The sequence below is a fragment of the Streptomyces sp. 63XJN7_1_ISO-PGPR-S23-121 genome (genome assembly GCF_056173025.1).
Genome location: NZ_CM149653.1, coordinates 2,488,815 through 2,507,286, shown reverse-complemented (window position 1 = coordinate 2,507,286; position 18,472 = coordinate 2,488,815). Strand labels below are relative to the sequence as shown.

The window sequence follows — 18,472 nt, the reverse complement described above, 5'->3', positions numbered from 1 at the left end:
GTGTCCGACGCCCACCCGGAACACATCGGCACCGTGCGCAACGCACTGGCCCGCCACCACGCCGGCCTCCAGGCCGCCGCACGGCGCCTGACGGCACTGCGGGATGCCTCCGCGCCTCTGCCGGTGCCGCTGGCGCTGCCGGAACCCGACGAGGTGTCCCGCCGTTTCACCGACGTCACCGACGTCGCCCTCACCCGGCTCACCGAGGACCTGTACCTGCTGGACCTGATGCGCAGCCCCGGCACCCGTACCACCAAGACCTTCGCCTCGCTGACCATGGTCGCCCGTGCCGTGGACCACATCCGGCGCACCGGTGAGCGCATCGTCTTCCTCACCCCCACCTCCGGCAACAAGGGCAGTGCCCTGCGCGACGCCGTCGCCCGGGCCTACGCCACCGGATTCGCCCGCCCCGAGGAACTCCGCGTGGTGATGGTCGCGCCCGCCGCGTCGACGGCCAAGCTGCGCGGCGGCCCGCTGTCCGAGGACTCCGCCCTGCGCGCGGCCAACCCGGTGGCCCTGGCCGACGTCGACACCCCGGCCGGGGTGAAGGACCTCGCCAGGGAGGTCGTCGACCAGTACGCCGAGGAGGCCCTGGCCGGCACCGGGTTCCGCTGCTGGTACACCCTCGACCTGGACAACTACCGGGTGGCCGACTCCGTACGCGCCTTCGCCGAGGCCGAACTCCTGCCGCTCCTCCCGGACTCCCCGCCCCGCTGGCACGCGCACGCGGTCTCCAGCGGATACGGACTGCTCGGCTACCACCTCGGCCACCAGGTGCTCACCGACGGCCTGTACCCGGGCCTGCCGGCTCCCGCCCGGCACCCGGGATTCTTCCTCGTCCAGCAACTCGCGACGGCCGACATGGTCGTCAGCACCCTCGGCAGGGAAGTGCCCCGCTACACCCACGACCCCGCCGCCGCGCTGTGGCGCCAGAGCGGCGACCCGGCGTTCCCCGCCGTCACGGACGACCCGGCCGAGGTCCTCGACCCCACCTTCTACACCAAGAGGCCGGTCACCTCCCGCGACATCGATCCGCTGATAGCGCGCCACGGCGGCGGCGGAGTCGTGGTGTCCCGCCGTGAGTGCCTCGACCGGCTGGACCGGGTCCGGGACCTCGCCGCCGGGGCGGGCGTGACCATCGACGACGACCCCGCGCGCATCCGCGAATGGTCCCTGATCAAGGTGCTCACCGGCATCCTGATCGCCCGCGAACGCGGCCTGGTCCCGCCCGGCACCCGGATCGTCGCCCACGCGTCCGGCTACTACACCGACGAGACGGTTCCCCCGCTCGCCGTCGAGCACACCGAACCCGTACGCACCGCACAGGAGCTGGCGAAGGTGCTCACCGCCTCGGTCGGCGCATGAGCGTGGCCGCGGAAGGGCGCTACCGCTGGCACAACAGCACCGACCCGCGGCTGGTGCGGCTGCACCACGCCGTCGACACGCTCACCACCCTCCGCCCCAGGGTGACGGTCTCGTACCCCGAGGACGGCACGCTCACCGTCGCGTACGCCGGACTCGACGCCGGGCTCGACCACATACTGCCCTTCCTGGAGCAGCGGCGCGGCCCCACCGCGCTGCGGGAGGAGCGGCGCACCACCTGGGCGCGGCTCGCCGCCCACGGTGTGCCGGAGGCGGACCTGCTCGCCGTGGGCTGCCCGGCGAAACGCACGTTCCGGCCGCCGGCCCGGCAGCCCACGGTCGTCGCCCCCTTCCGCATCGGTCTGGTGGTGCCCCTGGACACCGACCGCACGGCCGTCCCGGCCCGTCTCTCCCGCAAGTCCCGCCAGCAGTACCAGCGCGAGCAGCGGACTCTCGCCCGTACTCTCGAAGTGGGCACCACCAGGGAGGACTTCGCCTTCTTCTACGACCGCATGCACCGCCCGACCATGCTCCGCAGACACGGCGCGGCCACCCGCTCCGTGCCGCGGGAGACCGCCTGGCAGAGCCTCTTCCGGCACGGTGTGCTCTTCTTCCTGCGCGAGCGGGGCGAGCGGGTCGCCGGGATGCTGTGCAGGCTGGAGCCCGGCACGCTCGTCCTGCGGCTGGCCGGGGTGCTCGACGGCTCCGAGGAGCGTTACCGCTCCGGCACGTACATCGCGCTGTACGTCGCCATCCTGGAGTGGGCGCAGCGGGAAGGGCTGCGCCGGGTCGACCTGTCCGGCGCCGAGCCCTTCCTCAGCAAGGGCATCGTCCAGTTCAAACGCAAGCTGCACCCGCACGTGGCGCCGCCCGCGACGCACTTCACGGGCAAGCGGTTGTGGCTCTGGGTGCGCCGGGACACTCCCGCCGTGCGGGATTTCCTCGTCGCCAATCCCGTTCTGGCGCAGGAGCGGGGCGGGCTGCGTGCCACGTACTTCCACGACAGCCACCGGGCGCCGCGGACGGACCTGCGCTGGGAGACCAGCGGTGTCGTGGGCGCCACTCGGGTCGATCTCGACGATTTCCTGACGGGAGTGCCATGTGCGGTATCACGGGCTGGGTCGACTTCACCCGGGACCTCAGGCTGGAGCGGCCGACCGTCGAGGCCATGACCGCCACCCTCGGCCGGCGCGGTCCCGACGCCTCCGGAACCTGGCTCTCCCCGCACGCGGCGATCGGCCACCGCAGGCTCTCGGTGCTCGACCTCGACGGCGGTCGCCAGCCGATGGAGGCCGTCCGCGCCCCGGACCGCCCGCCCGTCGTCCTCACCTACAGCGGTGAGGTCTACAACTACCGTGAGCTCCGGCGGGTGCTGACCTCGCGCGGGCACCGGTTCACCACCGAGTCCGACACCGAGGTGGTCCTGCGCGCCTACCTGGAGTGGGGGGCCGGCTTCGTCGACCACCTCGTCGGGATGTACGCGCTGGGCATCTGGGACGCCGAGCGCGAGGAGCTGCTGCTCGTCCGCGACCGGCTCGGCGTCAAGCCCCTCTACTACCACCCGCGGCCGGGCGGCGTGCTGTTCGCCTCGGAGCCCAAGGCCGTACTCGCCAACCCGCTGTTCCGCGCGCGGACCCGGCTCGAGGCGCTGCCCGTCCTGTTCAACCCCCGGCTGCTGATGCCCGGGGAGACCCCGCTGAGCGACCTGTACCAGGTCCCGCCCGGCCATCTCGTCCGGGTCGACCGCTCCGGGGTGCACACCTCCCCGTACTGGCGGCTCGTCGCCCACGAGCACACCGACGACGAGGCCACGACCGTCGCCCGCGTCCGCGACCTGCTGACCCGCATCGTCTCGGAACAGATGGTCGCCGACGTCCCCCGCTGCACCCTGCTGTCCGGCGGTCTCGACTCCAGCGCGCTCACCGCGCTCGCGGCCGTCGGCAACCCCGGGCTCACCTCCTACTCCATGGAGTTCGAGGACGCCGACTCGGACTTCCGGCCCACTCCCCTGCGACCGGAACGCGACGCGCCGTACGCCCACGCCGCCGCCCGGCACATCGGCACCGAGCACATCGAGGTGCTGATCGACCCCGCCCGGCTGCCGGACGCCGTACCGGCCGCGCTCGCCGCGCGCGACCTGCCGAGCCTGGGCCAGTTCGACGCCTCGATGTACCTCCTGTTCGCACGCGTCCGGGAGCGCTTCACCGTCGCGCTGTCCGGGGAGGCGGCGGACGAGGTGTTCGGCGGCTACCCATGGTTCTTCGACCCCGCCACCGTCCGGGGGGACACCTTCCCGTGGCTGGGCAACGGCCCCCGCCTCACCGACTGCCTGGCCCCGGACGTCCGCGCCCGGGTGCGGCCGGAGGACGACGAACACGACCGCTACGCCACCCTCCTCGCCCGCGCGCCCCGCCTGGACGGCGAGACGGGGCTCGAGGCCCGCATGCGCGAGGTGCTGTACCTCAGCCTCCAGGGCCCGCTCACCTACCTCCTGGACCGCAAGGACCGGATGAGCATGGCCGTCGGCCTGGAGGTGCGGGTGCCCTTCTGCGACCACCGGCTCCTGGAGTACGTCTGGAACGTGCCCTGGAAGATGAAGACCGGGGACGGCCGCGAGAAGAGCGTGCTGCGCGCCGCCGTCGCCGGCCTGCTGCCCGCCGAGGTGCTCGACCGCCGCAAGAGCGCCTACCCCGCGACCTTCGCGCCCGCGTACGGGGAGCGGGTCCGGGCCGAACTCGACGCGTTGCTGTCCGACCCGGGCTCCCCCCTGGCCGGCCTGCTGGACGCCGGGGCGATCCGACGTCTCGGGGCACGCAGGGGCCCCCTGATGGCCGTCGCGGACACGCTCCACCTGCTGCTGCCGCTGGTGGAAGTGGACCGCTGGATGCGGGCCTACGACGTCGCGCCGGAGTGACCGGCGAGGAGGTCCGCCCGGTCGAGGTGGTCACGCCGGCCGAGCAGTTCCCACCGCCGCAGCGCCAGGGGCACGTTCCCCTCCTGCCACAGGCGGCGGTGGAAGTCGGCGAAGTCGGCGCCGGCCGGCAGCTCCGCGATCAACTCGTTGATCTGCAGCTTCCCGACCTGGTAGCTGAGTGCCTGCCCGGGGTTGCCCGCGAAGAACACCGCCTCCTCCCAGGCGGTCCGGCGGTCCGCCAGCACCACGTCCAGCCGCTCGGCCGCCTCCTCGATGGTCAGCTCGCCCGTGGCCAGGCCGATGTCGACCTCCGCGCGCAGTGCCCGCAGCCGGAGGAATCCGACGATCGTCAGGGCGCTGTGCGGGGCGTCGTCGAACAACCCCGCCGACAGCAGCAGCTCCTCCTGGTGGAAGGCGACGCCCTCGTTCGGCGTCGAGTCGTAGAAGTGCCGGCGCACCGGGTCGGGATGCCTCCACGACAGCGCGAGCTGCTGGGCGTGCACCCCCTCGTGACAGATGCCGAGCCGGGGGTCGAGCGCGTCCGCGTACGGGAAGTACGGCAGGTCGGGGCGTGGTTCCGGCACGTACCGCACGGCGTCCTGGCCGGGTCGTTCCCTGGAGGTGAGGTCGTCGCACACCCCCAGCCAGGTGAGTGGCGCCAGGTAGGCGGGCATCGGCACGAACCGGTAGCGGCGCAGGTCCTGCGGATCGCGGAACAGTCCGCGTTCGGCGAGGAAGGCGCGCATCTCCCGCTCGGCCGCCTCCTGCCGGGCCACCTGGTGGCCGACGGTGGCCGGCAGGCGGGCCGGCGGCAGGTCGCGGTGCCGTGCGCGCAGTGTCTTCTCCAGGGCCGCGGCCCGGTCCCACTCCTGCCGCGCCATCGCGCGGATGCGCTCCGGACGGTACGGCAGCAGCGCCACCCGGTGCAGCAGCAGGCCCAGGTCGTCCACGCGGGTGTCCGGCGCGAAGCCGGCCTGTGCGTCGGCGAGCCAGTGGCGGTAGTCGGCCAGTGCCCGTGCGGCCGTCTCCGTCGCCTCGGGCAGTGCGCGCGCCACGTCCGGGGACAGCAGGTGCGGCGCGAGCGCCCGCATGGCCTCGGTCAGCCGTTCCCCGGCGCGGTCGAGAGCGCGGACGGCCGACCGGGCGAACGGCCGCGCCGCGTGTCCCGCGAGGTTCTCCCGGGCGTGCCGCAGCGTCTCGGGCACCCGCCGCAGATGGCGCAGTACCGCCTCGTCCCGCTCCCCGGCGAACGGCCGTCTGTCGAGCAGGACCTCGTACAGCGGTACCAGCGCCTGGTCGACGTAGAAGCACGGATTGCGCTGCCAGCACCGCAGGTGGTCGAGCTCCCAGCGCACTCGCGCCAGCGCCGACCCGAGCAGCCGGGTGTTCACCCCGTCCGGAGCCCCGTGCAGAGCCTCCTCGAACTCCCGGAGCCTGCGGCCCCGTTCCCGCACGGCCTCGGCGGACCAGTCGGCCACCCACCCCGGGGGCCGCTCCACCCGCGGCAGGTCGTCGCCCGAGTCGGGCCGGGTCTCCTCCCGCCAGGCCCAGAACTTCTCCGCCAGGGCGGTCGTCTCGTCCACGGTGGCCCCTCACGTCATGGGGGTCATGCCTCCCCGGACATGACGTGTGCGACCTACCCAGTGCCGCGGTCCCGTCCACCTCCGTCGTCGCGCCGGCATGGTCTTCCCGGCGACCGCCACGCGGCGCCGCGCCGGGTCAGAGGTCCTCGGAGCCGCCCAGGCCCGTCAGGGCGCCGACCGGGTCGAGGTCGGGGGTGCCGCGGGGCCACCAGTCGTCGCGGCCCGGTTCGGACTCGTAGGCGTACCACAGACCGGTCCGGCCCAGGCGGAGTTGCAGGTGCCCCGCGGGGTGCGTCAGGCGGTTGCGCGAGGGGCGGAAGGCGGGGAGGTCGGCCGCGAGCAGCAGGGGGCGGGCGCGGTCGAAACGGCCGGCCGGCGGGTCCCAGGGCTCCTCCAGCACGGCGAGACCGTCGAGGCCGCCCTGGCGCCAGGCGGCCACGGCACGCGCCAGCTCGGACGTGCTGCGGCCGGCGGCCCGGGCCAGGGCGGAGTACAGCGCGCGGGAGCCGGCGGTGAGGCCGGAGCCGGGGCGTGCGGCGGCGTGCCGGACGGCGTCCTGCCACAGCGTCAGGCCGCCGACCGGATCGCGCCCCGTGGTCAGCAGGACGTGGGCCCGGGCGGCGGCATCGGTGGCCAGCTGGTCCAGCGCGAAGGGGTCCGGGCCGCCCGGTGCCGCCGGGTAGGCGGGGGGCTGTTCGGGGTGCGGGGGCGCGGGCAGCGGTGCCGGGAGGGGCGGGAGCGGCCGCGCGGCCAGTGCCTCGGTGGCCCGGACACCGGGCAGGGGCGCCGGGCCCTTGTCCTGGGCGGCGCGGGCGGCGCGGGCCGCGCTGAGCCGGGACAGGGCGTCGAGGGTCTCGCGTTCGCCCCTGCCGCGCAGCAGGAGCAGGACGAAGGGGTCGGCGTCGAGCAGCCGCGCCGTCTGGTAGCAGAGGGCGGCCGCGTGCTTGCAGGGGTGGCCGGAGTCGGGGCAGCTGCACCGCGGAGCGAGGTCGCCGGGGCCGGGGAGCAGCGGGACCCCGCAGTCGGCGAGGGAGTGGGGCAGTTCCCCGTCGAGCAGGGCGGCGATGTGCCCCGGCCGCTCGGCCGCGGCGTCGAGGAACCGTTCCCAGTCGGCGTCGCCGAGTGTCCGCAGCCGCACCTGTACGCGGTACGGCCTCGGGCGGCTGCCCTGCACATAGGCGAGGACGAGTCCGGGGGTGACCGTGATGGCGTCGACGTGCCCCTGCTCGGCGTAACCGCGGCCGCGTACCAGCCGCTGGGGATCGAGCGCGCCTTCCTCCAGCGCGGTCACCCACGCGTTGCCCCACCAGGTCCCGGCGAAGCCGCCGTCCGGTGCCGTCCGCGGCGGGAGGGCGGGGAAGGTGCGCCGGAGATCGCCGTCGCGGTTCGGGGCGGCCATGGAGCGCGGGGTGCGGGGGGCCGCCGGCGGCGAGGAGGGGGCCCGGTCGTGCGTCACCGGGTCCGGAGTCCGGTCCCGCGCCGGCGGTGTCCGCTCCGGGTGCGCCGCGGCCCGCCGCGGTGGCGGCGGCTCGTGCGACGACGGGGGCCGGAGCGCCGGCTCGCCCGCGGACGACTCGGCTTCGGCGGGCCCCGCGGTGCGCCCGGCGGCGGACTCCGCGACGGGAGGCACCGGGCTCCGGGGGCTCTCGCCCGCGGCTCCCTCGGCGGACTCCCCCGGCGGCCGGATCGCGTCGTCGGCGGGGTCCGCTTCCGGCGGCAGCCGGAACGCGTCCGCGACGAAGTCTTGTACGGCGCGGGCGCGGGCGTCGTCGGTGGTCGAACCGCCGGTCCCGTGCGGTCGCCGGGCCGGGCGGGCGGGCCGTCGTGTTCCCGCCGGTCCCGTGGTCGCGGCTTCCGCCCTCGCCTGCCGACGAGCCGCTCGCAACGCCTCTCGCGCCGCGTCCGCCGGCCGGCTGTCCTCCGCGCCGGGGCCGGCGTCGGGGGCGGTCGCGGGTGCCGCGCCGGCGGGAGGCCATGTCGAGGCGGAGGCGGCCGCTCGGCCCGGGGAAGGTGCCGGGCCGTCGGCGGGGGCCGAAGCATCTTCGCCCGCGGTGGCGGTGGCCGGCGATCCGCCGGGATCGGCGGGGCGAGCGGTCTCCGTGTCGTCTTTGGACCCGTCCGACTCCTCTGCCCGGGCGTCGGGGGCGTCGGGCGACCGGTCCGCGGTCGCGTCCGGCCCCGCGGTGGCGTCTCGGGCGGTGCCGGTCCGGTGCGCCGTGTCCCGGGGGGTCTCCCCCGCCGCGCCGTCGGTGCCCGCGTGGCGTGCGCTCCGCGCGCTGCGCAACGCCGCACGCGCGATGTCCCCGGGACGTGACCCGGTGTGCTCGGTCCGGTCCCGCCCGTCGCTCCGGTCCGGGGCGCGGTCGTGCTCCCGCGACGGCTCACGGTCCACGGCACCGGCCTCGGCGTCCGTGGCAGCGGCCTCGGCGTCCGCGGCGGCGGTGGTCCCGGCGGCGCCCGGGTCCGCCGCGCCGGCGTCGGCCGGCGCGGCCTCACCGCGCGTCCGTGCCGCCCGCAGGGCGCGGCGGGCCTCGTCGGCGGGGCTGGGGGTCATGACGGCCTCCGCAGGGACACCAGGTCGGACAGCTCACGGTCCGTCAGTTCGGTCAGGGCGGACTCGCCTCCCCCGAGGACCGCGTCGGCGAGGGCCCGCTTGGACTGGAGCATCTCGGCGATGCGGTCCTCGACGGTGCCCTCGGTGATGAGCCGGTGCACCTGGACCGGCTGGGTCTGGCCGATGCGGTAGGCGCGGTCGGTGGCCTGTTCCTCGACGGCCGGGTTCCACCAGCGGTCGAAGTGCACGACGTGGCCCGCGCGGGTCAGGTTGAGGCCGGTGCCGGCGGCCTTCAGGGAGAGGACGAGGACGGGGGTCGCCCCGCTTTGGAAGCGGTCCACCATGCGCTCGCGCTCGGGCACCGGCGTGCCGCCGTGCAGGAGTTCGGCCGGGACCGCGTGGGCGGACAGGTGGGAGGTGATGAGGCGGGCCATGCCGACGTACTGGGTGAAGACGAGCACCGAGCCGTCCTCCGCGAGCACCGTGTCCAGCAGCTCGTCCAGCAGGGCGAGCTTGCCGGAGCGGGCGGTGAGCCGCTCGGCGCCGCCCGGCGGGTGCTCCTCCTTCAGGAACAGCGCCGGGTGATCGCAGATCTGCTTCAGCGAGGTCAGCAGCTTCAGCACCAGCCCCCGCCGGGCCATGCCGCCCGCGGTCTCGATGGCGAGCATCGACTCGCGCACCACCGCCTCGTACAGCGCGGCCTGTTCCCGGGTGAGGGGCACCGGGTGGTCCGTCTCGGTCTTCGGCGGCAGCTCGGGGACGATGCCGGGGTCCGACTTCCTGCGGCGCAGCAGGAAGGGGCGGATCAGGCCGGACAGGCGCCGCACCGCCTCCTCGTCCTCGCCGTTCTCCACCGCGCGCGCGTGCCGGGCGCGGAAGGACTTGAGCGGGCCGAGGAGCCCCGGGGTCGTCCAGTCGAGCAGGGCCCACAGCTCGGAGAGGTTGTTCTCGACCGGGGTGCCGGTGAGCGCCACGCGCGCCGGGGACGGGATCGTGCGCAGCGCCTTGGCGGTCGCCGAGTACGGGTTCTTCACGTGCTGCGCCTCGTCGGCGACGACCATGCCCCAGGACTGCTCGGCCAGATTGGCCGCGGCGGACCGCATCGTGCCGTACGTGGTGAGGACGAAGCCGCCCTCCAGGCCGTCCAGGGTGCGGTCGGCGCCGTGGAAGCGGCGGACGGGGACGCCGGGTGCGAACCGGGTGATCTCCCGCTGCCAGTTGCCCAGCAGGGAGGCCGGGCAGACCACCAGGGTCGGCTCGGTGCGGGCCCTCTTCAGGTGCAGGGCGATGACGGTGACCGTCTTGCCGAGGCCCATGTCGTCGGCGAGGCAGCCGCCGAGGCCGAGCGAGGTCATGAGGTCCAGCCAGGCCAGGCCCCGGAGCTGGTAGTCGCGCAGGGTGGCGTGCAGGCCGGGCGGGGGCTCGGCGGGACCGATGCCGGCCGTCAGCCGGTCGCGCAGGGCGGCCAGCGCACCGGCCGGCACCACCTCGACCGTCTCGCCGTCGGCCTCGGCGGTGCCGGTGAGGGCGACGGACAGGGCGTCGACCGGGTCGAGCAGGCCCAGGTCGCGTGCGCGGGCCCGGCGGACGAGCACCGGGTCGACCAGCACCCACCGGTCGCGCAGCCGGACGACCGGGCGGTGGGCCTCGGCGAGGGTGTCCATCTCGGCCTCGGTGAGCGGGTCGCCGCCGATCGCCAGCTGCCAGCGGAACTGGAGGAGGTCCTCGCTCTCGAAGAAGCCCGTGCCGTCGGTCGCCGAACCGGGCGCGGGCCGGACCACCGCGGTGGCGGTGAGGTCGTGGGCGAGGTCGCGGGGCCAGTGCACGGCGACTCCGGCGGCGGCGAGCCGGCCGGCCGCCACGCCCAGCAGGTCGGTGACCTCGTCCTCGGACAGGCTGAGGACGTCGGGCACGTCCTGCTCGGTGAGCCGGTCAAGCGCCGGCCAGACCCGCGCGGCGCGCCGCACCGCCAGGGCGGCGTCCACGCGCGCGCGGGCGCCGAACGCCGCGTCGGCCTGCCCCGACCACAGGTCCGCCGCGTCGGCCACGAGGGTGGGGTCGGCGAGGCTGTGCACCTGGACGACGGCCGCCCCCGCGCCCCGCGCCCCGGCGGCGGCCGGGTCGGCGTCGAACAGGTCGTGCGCCGAGAGGTCCAGGCGCAGGGAGATCCGCACGCCCGCGTCCATGCCGGCGGCGACCTCCGCGGCCCAGTCGTGGGCGTCGGGCAGGCGCTGGGCGCCGCGCGCGGCGAAGGGGCGGCCCGAGGCGTGGGGCGCGGCGGGCGTGCGGGGCAGGGTGTCGGCCACCGCGTCCAGGAAGGAGCGCATCAGCGCCTCGGGGGCCGGCAGCCGGATCGGCCCGGGCCCGTCCAGCGGAACGGCGTGGCCCTCGGGGGGCAGCGCGGCGGCCACCGCGCGCAGGTGCGCGACGTCGTCGGGATCGAGCGGGCCGGCCCGCCAGGCGTCGTGCCCGGACGTCGTCAGGCCGGGCAGCAGGCGCCCGCGTGCGGTGAGCCGCAGGGCGTGCAGGGCGGCGGCGCCCCAGCAGGCGGTGGCCGGGTGGGCGGCCGGGTCGTGCCGCGCGCGCACCAGCAGGGGCAGGGCCTCGGCGAGCGGGAGCGACAGCGCGGGCGTGGTGCCGCGCCGCACGCCGGTGCCGTGCCGGCGAACGACGGTGAGCTGCGTGGGCTCGGGCGCGTCCTCGGCGGTCTCGCCGGCCGGGTGCCCGGTGGGCCGGTCCCCGTCCGCGGGCGCCGTGCCCGGGAGGGGGCCGCCCGCGGGGTCCCAGAAGGCGATCCGTCCGTCGCGTGGGAGGGGCGCGGGCAGGAAGACGGCGGCGAGGCGGGCCGGCACCGGGGCGGCGGGCCGCCCGTCCTCCGCCCGCTCGTGCGCGCGGACGGCCGTGGCGGCCGTTCCGGTCGTGTCGCTCATACGTTCTGTCACCTCCCGCCCGCGTCCCGGATCAGCTGTCTTCGACTCTACGGGCGGGGTCCGACAATCGGCCCCGGCGGTCCACGGGGCGGGGAGACCGCGGCCCGGGACCGGCTGCGCTGGGGCGGGTGCGGGTGCGGTCAGGGAACCGTGCGCGAGACCACGTACACCATCGGCCGGTCCGGGTCGGACAGGTTGACGAGGACGTCGTGGGTGGGTGCCGGGGCGGGCTGCTGGTGGACGAGGCCCCACCAGGGTCCGGGCCGTTCGAAGTTCCAGCCGGTGATGTGCTGGTCGCGGTCGCCGATGGCAGGCTCGTCGCGCTTCAGGTCGTCCCGGGTGACGCCCACGCCCGCGAGGAAGGCGTCCAGGCCGGCGCCGGTGGTCTCGAACTGGACGTAGAGGCGGCTGGTCTTCCAGTTGTTCGTCTCGTAGTAGGCGACCTCTTCGGAGGGGACCGGGACGGGGACCTCGTAGAGGCGGCGCTGGAGCTTCGACGGCCAGCCCTCGGTCAGGCCGGTCGCCGAGTACTTGGCCTCCTTGACCTTGCCGCTGTCGCGGCTCTGGTTGGCGGAGATCACCAGGTAACCGGCCGGGACGCCGATGAGCAGGACGATGATGAGCAGGGTGAGCGCCCGCCGGCGGATCATGTGCCGGCGGTCCTCAGCCGGGCGCGCGGGTTCCTCCGGCGCGCCGTCCCCGTCCGGGCCGGGACCCGTCACTGCGCCTCCCCGGACGTGCGGCGGGCCTCCGCGTACCGCTCGTAGCGCTCGTGACGCTCCACCCGGCGCCGCTTGGCCCGCCGGAACCGGCGGGCCACCAGCCGGGCCAGGTCGGCGGCGCCCACCATGCCGGCCTCGGGGCCGAGCTGGGCGCGGACGATGCGGGCCTCGGGACGGTAGCCGCGGCCGGTGAGCTGGCGCTTGAACGCGTCGCGCGCGGGGCCGATCAGCAGGTCGTCGGCCGCGCTCACGCCGCCGCCGATCACGAAGCAGGACGGGTCGAGCGCGGCCGCGAGGTTGGCGATGCCGACGCCCAGCCACTGGCCGATGTCCTGGAGCAGCTCGACGCACATGGCGTCGCCCTCGCGGGCCAGCTCGGTGATCATCGGGCCGGTGATGTCGCCGATGCTGCCCTTGACGTGCTCGATGATCCCGTAGGCCACCGGCGAGTCGGCGGCCGCCAGTTCGCGGGCCTCCCTGACCAGGGCGTTCCCGGAGCTGTACTGCTCCCAGCAGCCGCGGTTGCCGCACGGGCAGCGGTGGCCGCCCGGCACGACCTGCATGTGGCCGAACTCCCCGGCGACCCCGTACTTGCCCCGCTTGACCTGGCCGTCCTCCAGGATCGCGCCGCCGATGCCGGTGCCGAGCGTGATCATGACGAGGTGGTCCTCGCCGCGGCCGGCGCCGAAGCGCCACTCGGCCCAGGCGGCGGTGTTGGCGTCGTTGTCCACCAGGACGGGGACCGCGAGGCGGCCGGCGATGCGGTCGCGCAGCGGTTCGTTGCGCCACGACAGGTGGGGGGCGAACAGGACCCGGTTGCGGTCGGCGTCGACCCAGCCGGCCGCGCCGATGCCCACCGCGTGCACGTCGTGCCGGTCGGACAGGTCCAGGACCAGTTCGACGATGGTGTCCTCGACGACCTTGGGGCTCTTGGACTTGTCCGGGGTCTCCGTGCGCAGCTTCTCCAGGATGTTGCCGTCCGCGTCGACGACGCCCGCCATGACTTTCGTGCCGCCGATGTCGATGCCGACCGTCGGCACGCGGGGTGCCGTGAGGTGCGAGCGGCGTTCCCTCGTGCCCACGGTGCGCAGGACCGGGGCACGGCGGGAGCCGATGGGGGCGGTGAAGTCGCGGTAGGTGCTCATCGGGTGCGATTGTGCCGCACGCCCACGCCGGGTGCCGAATGCGGCGGGGGCGGGTGGATCGGTTCGTCGCCGGGTGCGGGTGCGTCGTGGTTACTCGCGCCCACGCGGCGGAGCCGCAAGTTACACGGTCCCGCGCCCCTGGGTGCGCTGCAGCTCGTGGCGTAGATCGTCCAGCTCGTTTCCGCCTGCCATCTGGCGGGTCAACTCGTCCAGTGTGATGTCGTCGCGCTCGTGGTTGCCGACCATCGTGCCGCGCTTGAGCAGGACGAACCGGTCGCCCACCAGGTACGCGTGGTGCGGGTTGTGGGTGATGAGGACAACACCCAGGCCCTGGTCGCGGGCCGCCGCCACGTACTTCAGGACGACGCCCGACTGCTTCACGCCGAGCGCCGCCGTCGGCTCGTCGAGCACCAGGACCTTCGCGCCGAAGTGCACCGCGCGGGCGATGGCCACGCACTGGCGTTCGCCGCCGGAGAGGGTGCCGATGGGCTGGTCGACGTCGCGCAGGTCGATGCCCATGCGCAGGAGTTCCGCGCGGGTGGTGCGGCGCATGTGGTCGACGTCCATGCGCTTGAAGGGGCCGGTGCCCTTGCGCGGCTCGGAGCCGAGGAAGAAGTTCCGCCAGACCGGCATCAGCGGGACGACGGCCAGGTCCTGGTAGACGGTGGCGATGCCGCGGTCCAGGGCCTCGCGCGGGGAGGAGAGGCGGGTCTCCTCGCCGTCGAGGGCGAGCGTGCCGCCGTCGTGCTGGTGGAGGCCCGCGATGATCTTGATCAGGGTGGACTTGCCGGCGCCGTTGTCGCCCAGCACACAGGTGATCTCACCGGCGTGGACGGCCAGCGACACGCCCTCGAGGGCGCGGACGTTGCCGTACTGCTTGCTGACGCCGGACAGCTCCACGAGCGCCGGGCGGCTGTCGGTCTGCGTCACTTGGTGGCCTCCGCGCGCTTGCGGACCCAGGCGTTGAGCAGGGTCGCGAGGAGCAGCATCGCTCCGAGGAAGAACTTGAACCAGTCGGGGTTCCACTCGGCGAAGACGATGCCCTTGCTGGTCATGCCGAAGATGAGGGCGCCGACCGCCGATCCGACGGCGCTGCCGTAGCCGCCGGTGATCAGGCAGCCGCCGATGACGGCCGCGATGATGTAGATCAGTTCGTTGCCGACGCCCTCGCCGGACTGGACGACGTCGTACGAGAAGAGCAGGTGCTGACCCGAGATCCAGGCGCCGAACGCCACGCCCATGTACAGGCCGACCCGGGTCCTGGTGACCGGGACGCCGACCGCGCGGGCGGCGTCCTTGTTGCCGCCGACCGCGAAGATCCAGTTGCCGGCCCGGGTGCGCAGCAGGATCCAGCTGGCGACGGCGACCAGGGCGAGCCACCACAGGATGGTGACCTTGAAGCCGACGCCGCCGACGGTGATCGTCGAGGCGAAGACGTCGCGGGCGGAGGGGAAGCCCTCCATGTCGTCGATCGACTTGGTGGAGACGGTGCCGTCGATCAGCTTGGTGAAGCCCAGGTTCATGCCGGTCAGCATCAGGAACGTGCCGAGCGTGATGATGAAGCTGGGCAGCTTCGTACGGGTCAGCATGAAGCCGTTGAACGCGCCGATCGCCAGGGTGACCAGCAGGGACACGCCGACGCCGACCCAGACGTCGGCGGTCATCTGGTAGCTGAACATCGACGACACCAGGGCCGACGAGGTGACCATGACGCCCGCGGACAGGTCGAACTCGCCGCCGATCATCAGCAGCGCCACGGGCACGGCCATGATGCCGATCGTGGAGGCGGCGTAGAGCACGGTGCTCAGGCTGGAGGCGCGCAGGAAGCTGTCGGCGAAGAACGCGAAGAAGACGAAGACCGCGATCGCGCCGACCACGGACCCGAGCTCCGGACGGCCCAGCAGCTTCCGCGGCACAGAGGTGTGCAGAATCCTTTCGTCGGCGTCCTTCACCCCCGTGGCGCTCATCGGGTGCCCCGCTCCGTGTAGTCGGCCAGCGCGGCCGCGTCGTCCTTGGTGATGATCTGCGGTCCGGTGAGCACCGGCCGGCCGCCGCCGAGGACGTCGGCGTTGTACCGGTACAGCCACAGCAGGTCGACCGCCTCGTAGCCCTGGAGGTAGGGCTGCTGGTCGACGGCGAAGCCGAGGGTGCCGTCCTCGAGGCCCGCGGCCACCTTGGCGTTGAGGTCGAAGGTGTCGATCTCGGCCTTGCTGCCCGCGCCCTGCTTGGCCTTCACGGCCGTGTCGGCGTAGGGGGCGCCGAGGGTGACGACCGCGTCGACGGACTTGTCGGTCTGGAGCTTGGCCTCGAGGGCGGACTGCACGTCCGGCATGCTGGTGCCGTTGACGTAGAGCCGCTCGACCTTGCCGTCGAAGGTCTTCTCGACGCCGTCGCAGCGCTGCTCGTGACCGACGTTGCCCTGCTCGTGCAGGACGCAGAGCGCGCGCTTGCGGCCCCGCTCGTTCAGTTCCTCGCCGACGGCCTCGCCGGCGATCGTCTCGTCCTGCCCGATGTGGCTGAGCGCGCCGAACTCCTTCGACTCCTGCGAGCCGGAGTTCACGGTGACCACCGGGATGCCGGCCTTCTCGGCGCGGGCGAGGGCGGCCCTCATGGCGTCGGGCTTGGCGAGTGTGACGATGATCCCGTCGACCTTCTTGTCGACGGCCGCGTCCACGAGCTGCGCCTGCTGCTGCGCCTCGTCGTCGTGCGAGTACACGAAGTTGATGTTGTCCTTCAGTGCCGCCTGCTCGGCGCCGCTCTGGACGATGTCCCAGAAGGTGTCGCCGTCACCCGAGTGGGTGATCATCGCGAAGGTCCAGCGGGGGGTGTTCACCGCCGCCTTCCCTTGGGCCGCCGCGGCCTTGCGGGCGTCCTCGGCGCGCTTGCCGCCGGTGCTGCTGCAGCCGGCCAGGGACACCGACAGTGCCCCCGCCAGTGCGATGCCTACCCAGGTCCGAAACCGTGCCACGAGGCCGTGCCCTTCTTGCTGTGCCGTGCTGTGCTGGTGGGCTCTGGAAACCCCAAACGCCCCATTGTCCGTCACGGGCGTCGGTCACGTGGTGCCGGGGAGCGGCGGTCGGTCACATTGTCCGGACATTGAGACCAACGCGCACGGCGGACCGGGCCCGCCGGCCGGCCCGGATCAGGACCGTACGAGCAGCTGGAACTCGAAGGAGTAGCGGGACGGCCGGTAGGTGTGCGTGCCCAGTTCGACCGCCCGGCCCGTGTCGTCGAACGTCGTGCGCCGCATGGTGAGCAGCGGCGCGCCCTCCTCCTCGCCGAGCCGCTCGGCCTCGGCGGCGGTGGCGGCGCGGGCACCGATGGACTGACGGGCGCTGTGCAGGGTGATCCCGGCGGCGCGCATGAGCCGGTAGAGGCCGGTGGTCTCCAGTTGCGCGGTGTCCAGGTCGAGGAGACCGGGCGGCAGGTGGTTGCACAGGTACGCCATCGGTTCCCCGTGCGCGAGGCGCAGCCGCTCCACCCGGTGCACGTCGCCGCCCTCGGCCACGCCGAGCGCCGCGGCGACCTCGGCCGTGGCCGGGACGACCGTGTTGACCAGGAGTTTCGTGGCCGGACGCTGCCCGGCCGCCTCCAGGTCGTCGTAGAGGCTGCTGAGTTCCAGCGGGCGCTTGACCTGGCTGTGCACCACCTGGGTGCCGACTCCGCGGCGGCGCACGAGCAGGCCCTTGTCGACCAGGGACTGGATGGCCTGGCGGACGGTGGGCCGGGACAGGCCGAGCCGCGCGGCGAGCTCGATCTCGTTGCCCAGCAGGCTCCCCGGCGTCAGCGCCCCGTGCTCGATCGCCGCCTCCAGCTGCTGCGACAGCTGGAAGTACAGCGGCACGGGGCTGCCGCGATCCACGCTGAGCTCCAGCGCCACGGTCGGGTCCACTTCTGGTTTGGGCACGGGCCGAGCGTAGCTCCGTGCGCTGTTGACGGGAAGTCGTGTAGTTCGGTTGTCCGGACATACGCATTGACAGCGCGCGGGCGGTGAGCCCACTTTGATTCCATGCGCATCGGGGTCATCGGTACGGGCCGTATCGGCACGGTCCACGCCAACACGCTCAGCCGCCACCGCGACGTCGGGTCCCTGATCCTCACGGACGCGGACCTGGGGCGGGCGCAGGACCTGGCCCACCGGCTGGGCGAGACGGCGGCGCCCGGGGTGGACGAGATCTTCCGGTGGGGCGTGGACGCCGTGGTGATCACGACGGCGACGCCGGCCCACGCCGAACTGATCGGCCGGGCGGCGCGCGCGGGGCTGCCGGTGTTCTGCGAGAAGCCCATCGCGCTCGACCTGGCCGGCACCCTGTAGGCGATCGCCGAGGTGGAGAGCGCGGGGACGATTCTGCAGATGGGGTTCCAGCGTCGCTTCGACGCCGGGTACACGGGGGCGCGGGAGGCGGTGCGGTCCGGGCGGCTGGGCCGGCTGCACACCGTCCGGGCGGTGACGAGCGACCAGGCGCCGCCGCCCGCCGCCTACCTGTCGCAGTCCGGCGGGCTCTTCCGGGACACGCTGATCCACGATTTCGACGCGCTGCGCTGGGTGACCGGCCGGGAGGTCGTCGACGTCCACGCCACCGGGTCCGACGCCGGGCCGCCGGTGTTCCGCGGGGCGGGCGACGTGGACACGGGCGCGGCGCTGCTGACGCTGGACGACCGCACGCTGGCCACGGTGACCGCGACGCGGCTGAACGGCGCGGGGTACGACGTGCGCATGGAGCTGGCCGGGGAGCTCGACCAGATCGTCGTCGGGCTGGACGACCGTACGCCCATCGCGTCCACCGAGCCGACCGGGCCGCCTGCCGCCGACAAGCCGTGGACCGGCTTCGTGGAGCGGTTCGGGCCCGCCTACGAGGCGGAGCTGGCCGCGTTCGTGGAGGTGGTGCGCGGCGAGCGGTCCAACCCGTGCGACGGCCGCGAGGCGCTGCCGGCCCTGCGGATCGCCGAGGCGTGCGAGATCTCCCGGCGGGAGCGCAGGGCGGTGCGGCCGGCGGAACTGCCGGGCGGGACGGAGTCGGCGGCGGGCTGAGCGGCGGCCTCCGACGGCAGCGGGGCCCGTCGCAATGGCCCGCCTCCCGCTGCTGGGAAGCTCGTCGCGTCCGGCCCGCATCCCGCGACAGCGAGGCGCGTCACACCGGCCCGCCTCCCGCGGCCGGTAGACCCGTCGCACCGGCCCGCATCCCGGGACTGGGAAGCTCGTCGCGTCCGGCCCGCCTCCCGCGGCCGGTAGGCCCGTCGCACCGGTGACGCGTACTGCCG

12 protein-coding genes and 1 pseudogene are annotated in these 18,472 nt (G+C 74.4%); 4 read left to right on the top strand and 9 right to left on the bottom strand.

Features of this window, described 5'->3' with window-relative positions; genetic code table 11:
* Genes AC0VYN_RS10910 through asnB form a run of 3 tightly spaced genes read left to right on the top strand, consistent with a single transcriptional unit; the run spans position 1 to position 4,276 of the window.
* Positions 1 to 1,365 (top strand): DUF6002 family protein, encoded by a 1,365-nt coding sequence (locus tag AC0VYN_RS10910; protein WP_475535810.1) that lies wholly within the window; start codon positions 1 to 3, stop codon positions 1,363 to 1,365.
* Entirely contained in the window at positions 1,362 to 2,534 is a 1,173-nt protein-coding gene (locus AC0VYN_RS10905; protein ID WP_475535809.1) for a GNAT family N-acetyltransferase, read from the top strand. The genes AC0VYN_RS10910 and AC0VYN_RS10905 overlap by 4 nt, the downstream gene beginning before the upstream one ends.
* The gene (asnB, locus tag AC0VYN_RS10900) at positions 2,462 to 4,276 is read left to right on the top strand and encodes an asparagine synthase (glutamine-hydrolyzing) (RefSeq protein WP_475535808.1); all 1,815 of its coding nucleotides are present in this window, start codon (positions 2,462 to 2,464) and stop codon (positions 4,274 to 4,276) included. The genes AC0VYN_RS10905 and asnB overlap by 73 nt, the downstream gene beginning before the upstream one ends.
* Here the strand turns inward: asnB and AC0VYN_RS10895 are convergent.
* From AC0VYN_RS10895 to AC0VYN_RS10855, 9 genes are all read right to left on the bottom strand, one after another.
* Positions 4,255 to 5,859 (bottom strand): DUF885 family protein, encoded by a 1,605-nt coding sequence (locus tag AC0VYN_RS10895; protein WP_475535807.1) that lies wholly within the window; start codon positions 5,857 to 5,859, stop codon positions 4,255 to 4,257. The genes asnB and AC0VYN_RS10895 overlap by 22 nt on opposite strands.
* Positions 5,860 to 5,995: 136 nt before the next feature.
* Entirely contained in the window at positions 5,996 to 8,413 is a 2,418-nt protein-coding gene (locus AC0VYN_RS10890) for an SWIM zinc finger family protein (RefSeq protein ID WP_475535806.1), read from the bottom strand.
* The gene (locus AC0VYN_RS10885) at positions 8,410 to 11,343 is read right to left on the bottom strand and encodes a DEAD/DEAH box helicase (protein WP_475535805.1); all 2,934 of its coding nucleotides are present in this window, start codon (positions 11,341 to 11,343) and stop codon (positions 8,410 to 8,412) included. The genes AC0VYN_RS10890 and AC0VYN_RS10885 overlap by 4 nt, the downstream gene beginning before the upstream one ends.
* A gap of 140 nt (positions 11,344 to 11,483) precedes the next feature.
* On the bottom strand, positions 11,484 to 11,993 hold the full coding sequence (locus tag AC0VYN_RS10880) for a sugar kinase (protein ID WP_475535804.1): 510 nt from the start codon (positions 11,991 to 11,993) through the stop codon (positions 11,484 to 11,486).
* A gap of 68 nt (positions 11,994 to 12,061) precedes the next feature.
* Positions 12,062 to 13,210, bottom strand: a complete 1,149-nt coding sequence (locus AC0VYN_RS10875) for an ROK family glucokinase (protein WP_385463144.1) — start codon at positions 13,208 to 13,210, stop codon at positions 12,062 to 12,064.
* Between the two features lie 120 nt (positions 13,211 to 13,330).
* A complete protein-coding gene (locus AC0VYN_RS10870; protein ID WP_385463147.1) occupies positions 13,331 to 14,140 on the bottom strand; it encodes an ATP-binding cassette domain-containing protein in 810 nt (269 codons plus the stop codon).
* Entirely contained in the window at positions 14,137 to 15,177 is a 1,041-nt protein-coding gene (locus tag AC0VYN_RS10865) for an ABC transporter permease (RefSeq protein WP_475535803.1), read from the bottom strand. The genes AC0VYN_RS10870 and AC0VYN_RS10865 overlap by 4 nt, the downstream gene beginning before the upstream one ends.
* Entirely contained in the window at positions 15,174 to 16,178 is a 1,005-nt protein-coding gene (locus AC0VYN_RS10860) for a sugar ABC transporter substrate-binding protein (RefSeq protein ID WP_475535802.1), read from the bottom strand. The genes AC0VYN_RS10865 and AC0VYN_RS10860 overlap by 4 nt, the downstream gene beginning before the upstream one ends.
* Before the next feature lie 174 nt (positions 16,179 to 16,352).
* Positions 16,353 to 17,090, bottom strand: a complete 738-nt coding sequence (locus AC0VYN_RS10855) for a GntR family transcriptional regulator (RefSeq protein ID WP_475536853.1) — start codon at positions 17,088 to 17,090, stop codon at positions 16,353 to 16,355.
* A 129-nt stretch (positions 17,091 to 17,219) separates the two neighbouring features.
* Between AC0VYN_RS10855 and AC0VYN_RS10850 the strand changes: the two are divergent.
* Positions 17,220 to 18,242 (top strand): annotated as a pseudogene (locus AC0VYN_RS10850) (Gfo/Idh/MocA family protein).
* Positions 18,243 to 18,472: the final 230 nt, after the last annotated feature.

What these genes read in the sequence shown, in the direction of transcription:
- AC0VYN_RS10890 (WP_475535806.1), bottom strand. Translation starts at nt 8,413, where the DNA reads ATGACCCCCAGCCCCGCCGACGAGGCCCGCCGCGCCCTGCGGGCGGCA.
- asnB (WP_475535808.1), top strand. Translation starts at nt 2,462, where the DNA reads ATGTGCGGTATCACGGGCTGGGTCGACTTCACCCGGGACCTCAGGCTG.
- AC0VYN_RS10880 (WP_475535804.1), bottom strand. Translation starts at nt 11,993, where the DNA reads ATGATCCGCCGGCGGGCGCTCACCCTGCTCATCATCGTCCTGCTCATC.
- AC0VYN_RS10885 (WP_475535805.1), bottom strand. Translation starts at nt 11,343, where the DNA reads ATGAGCGACACGACCGGAACGGCCGCCACGGCCGTCCGCGCGCACGAG.
- AC0VYN_RS10875 (WP_385463144.1), bottom strand. Translation starts at nt 13,210, where the DNA reads ATGAGCACCTACCGCGACTTCACCGCCCCCATCGGCTCCCGCCGTGCC.
- AC0VYN_RS10905 (WP_475535809.1), top strand. Translation starts at nt 1,362, where the DNA reads ATGAGCGTGGCCGCGGAAGGGCGCTACCGCTGGCACAACAGCACCGAC.
- AC0VYN_RS10865 (WP_475535803.1), bottom strand. Translation starts at nt 15,177, where the DNA reads ATGAGCGCCACGGGGGTGAAGGACGCCGACGAAAGGATTCTGCACACC.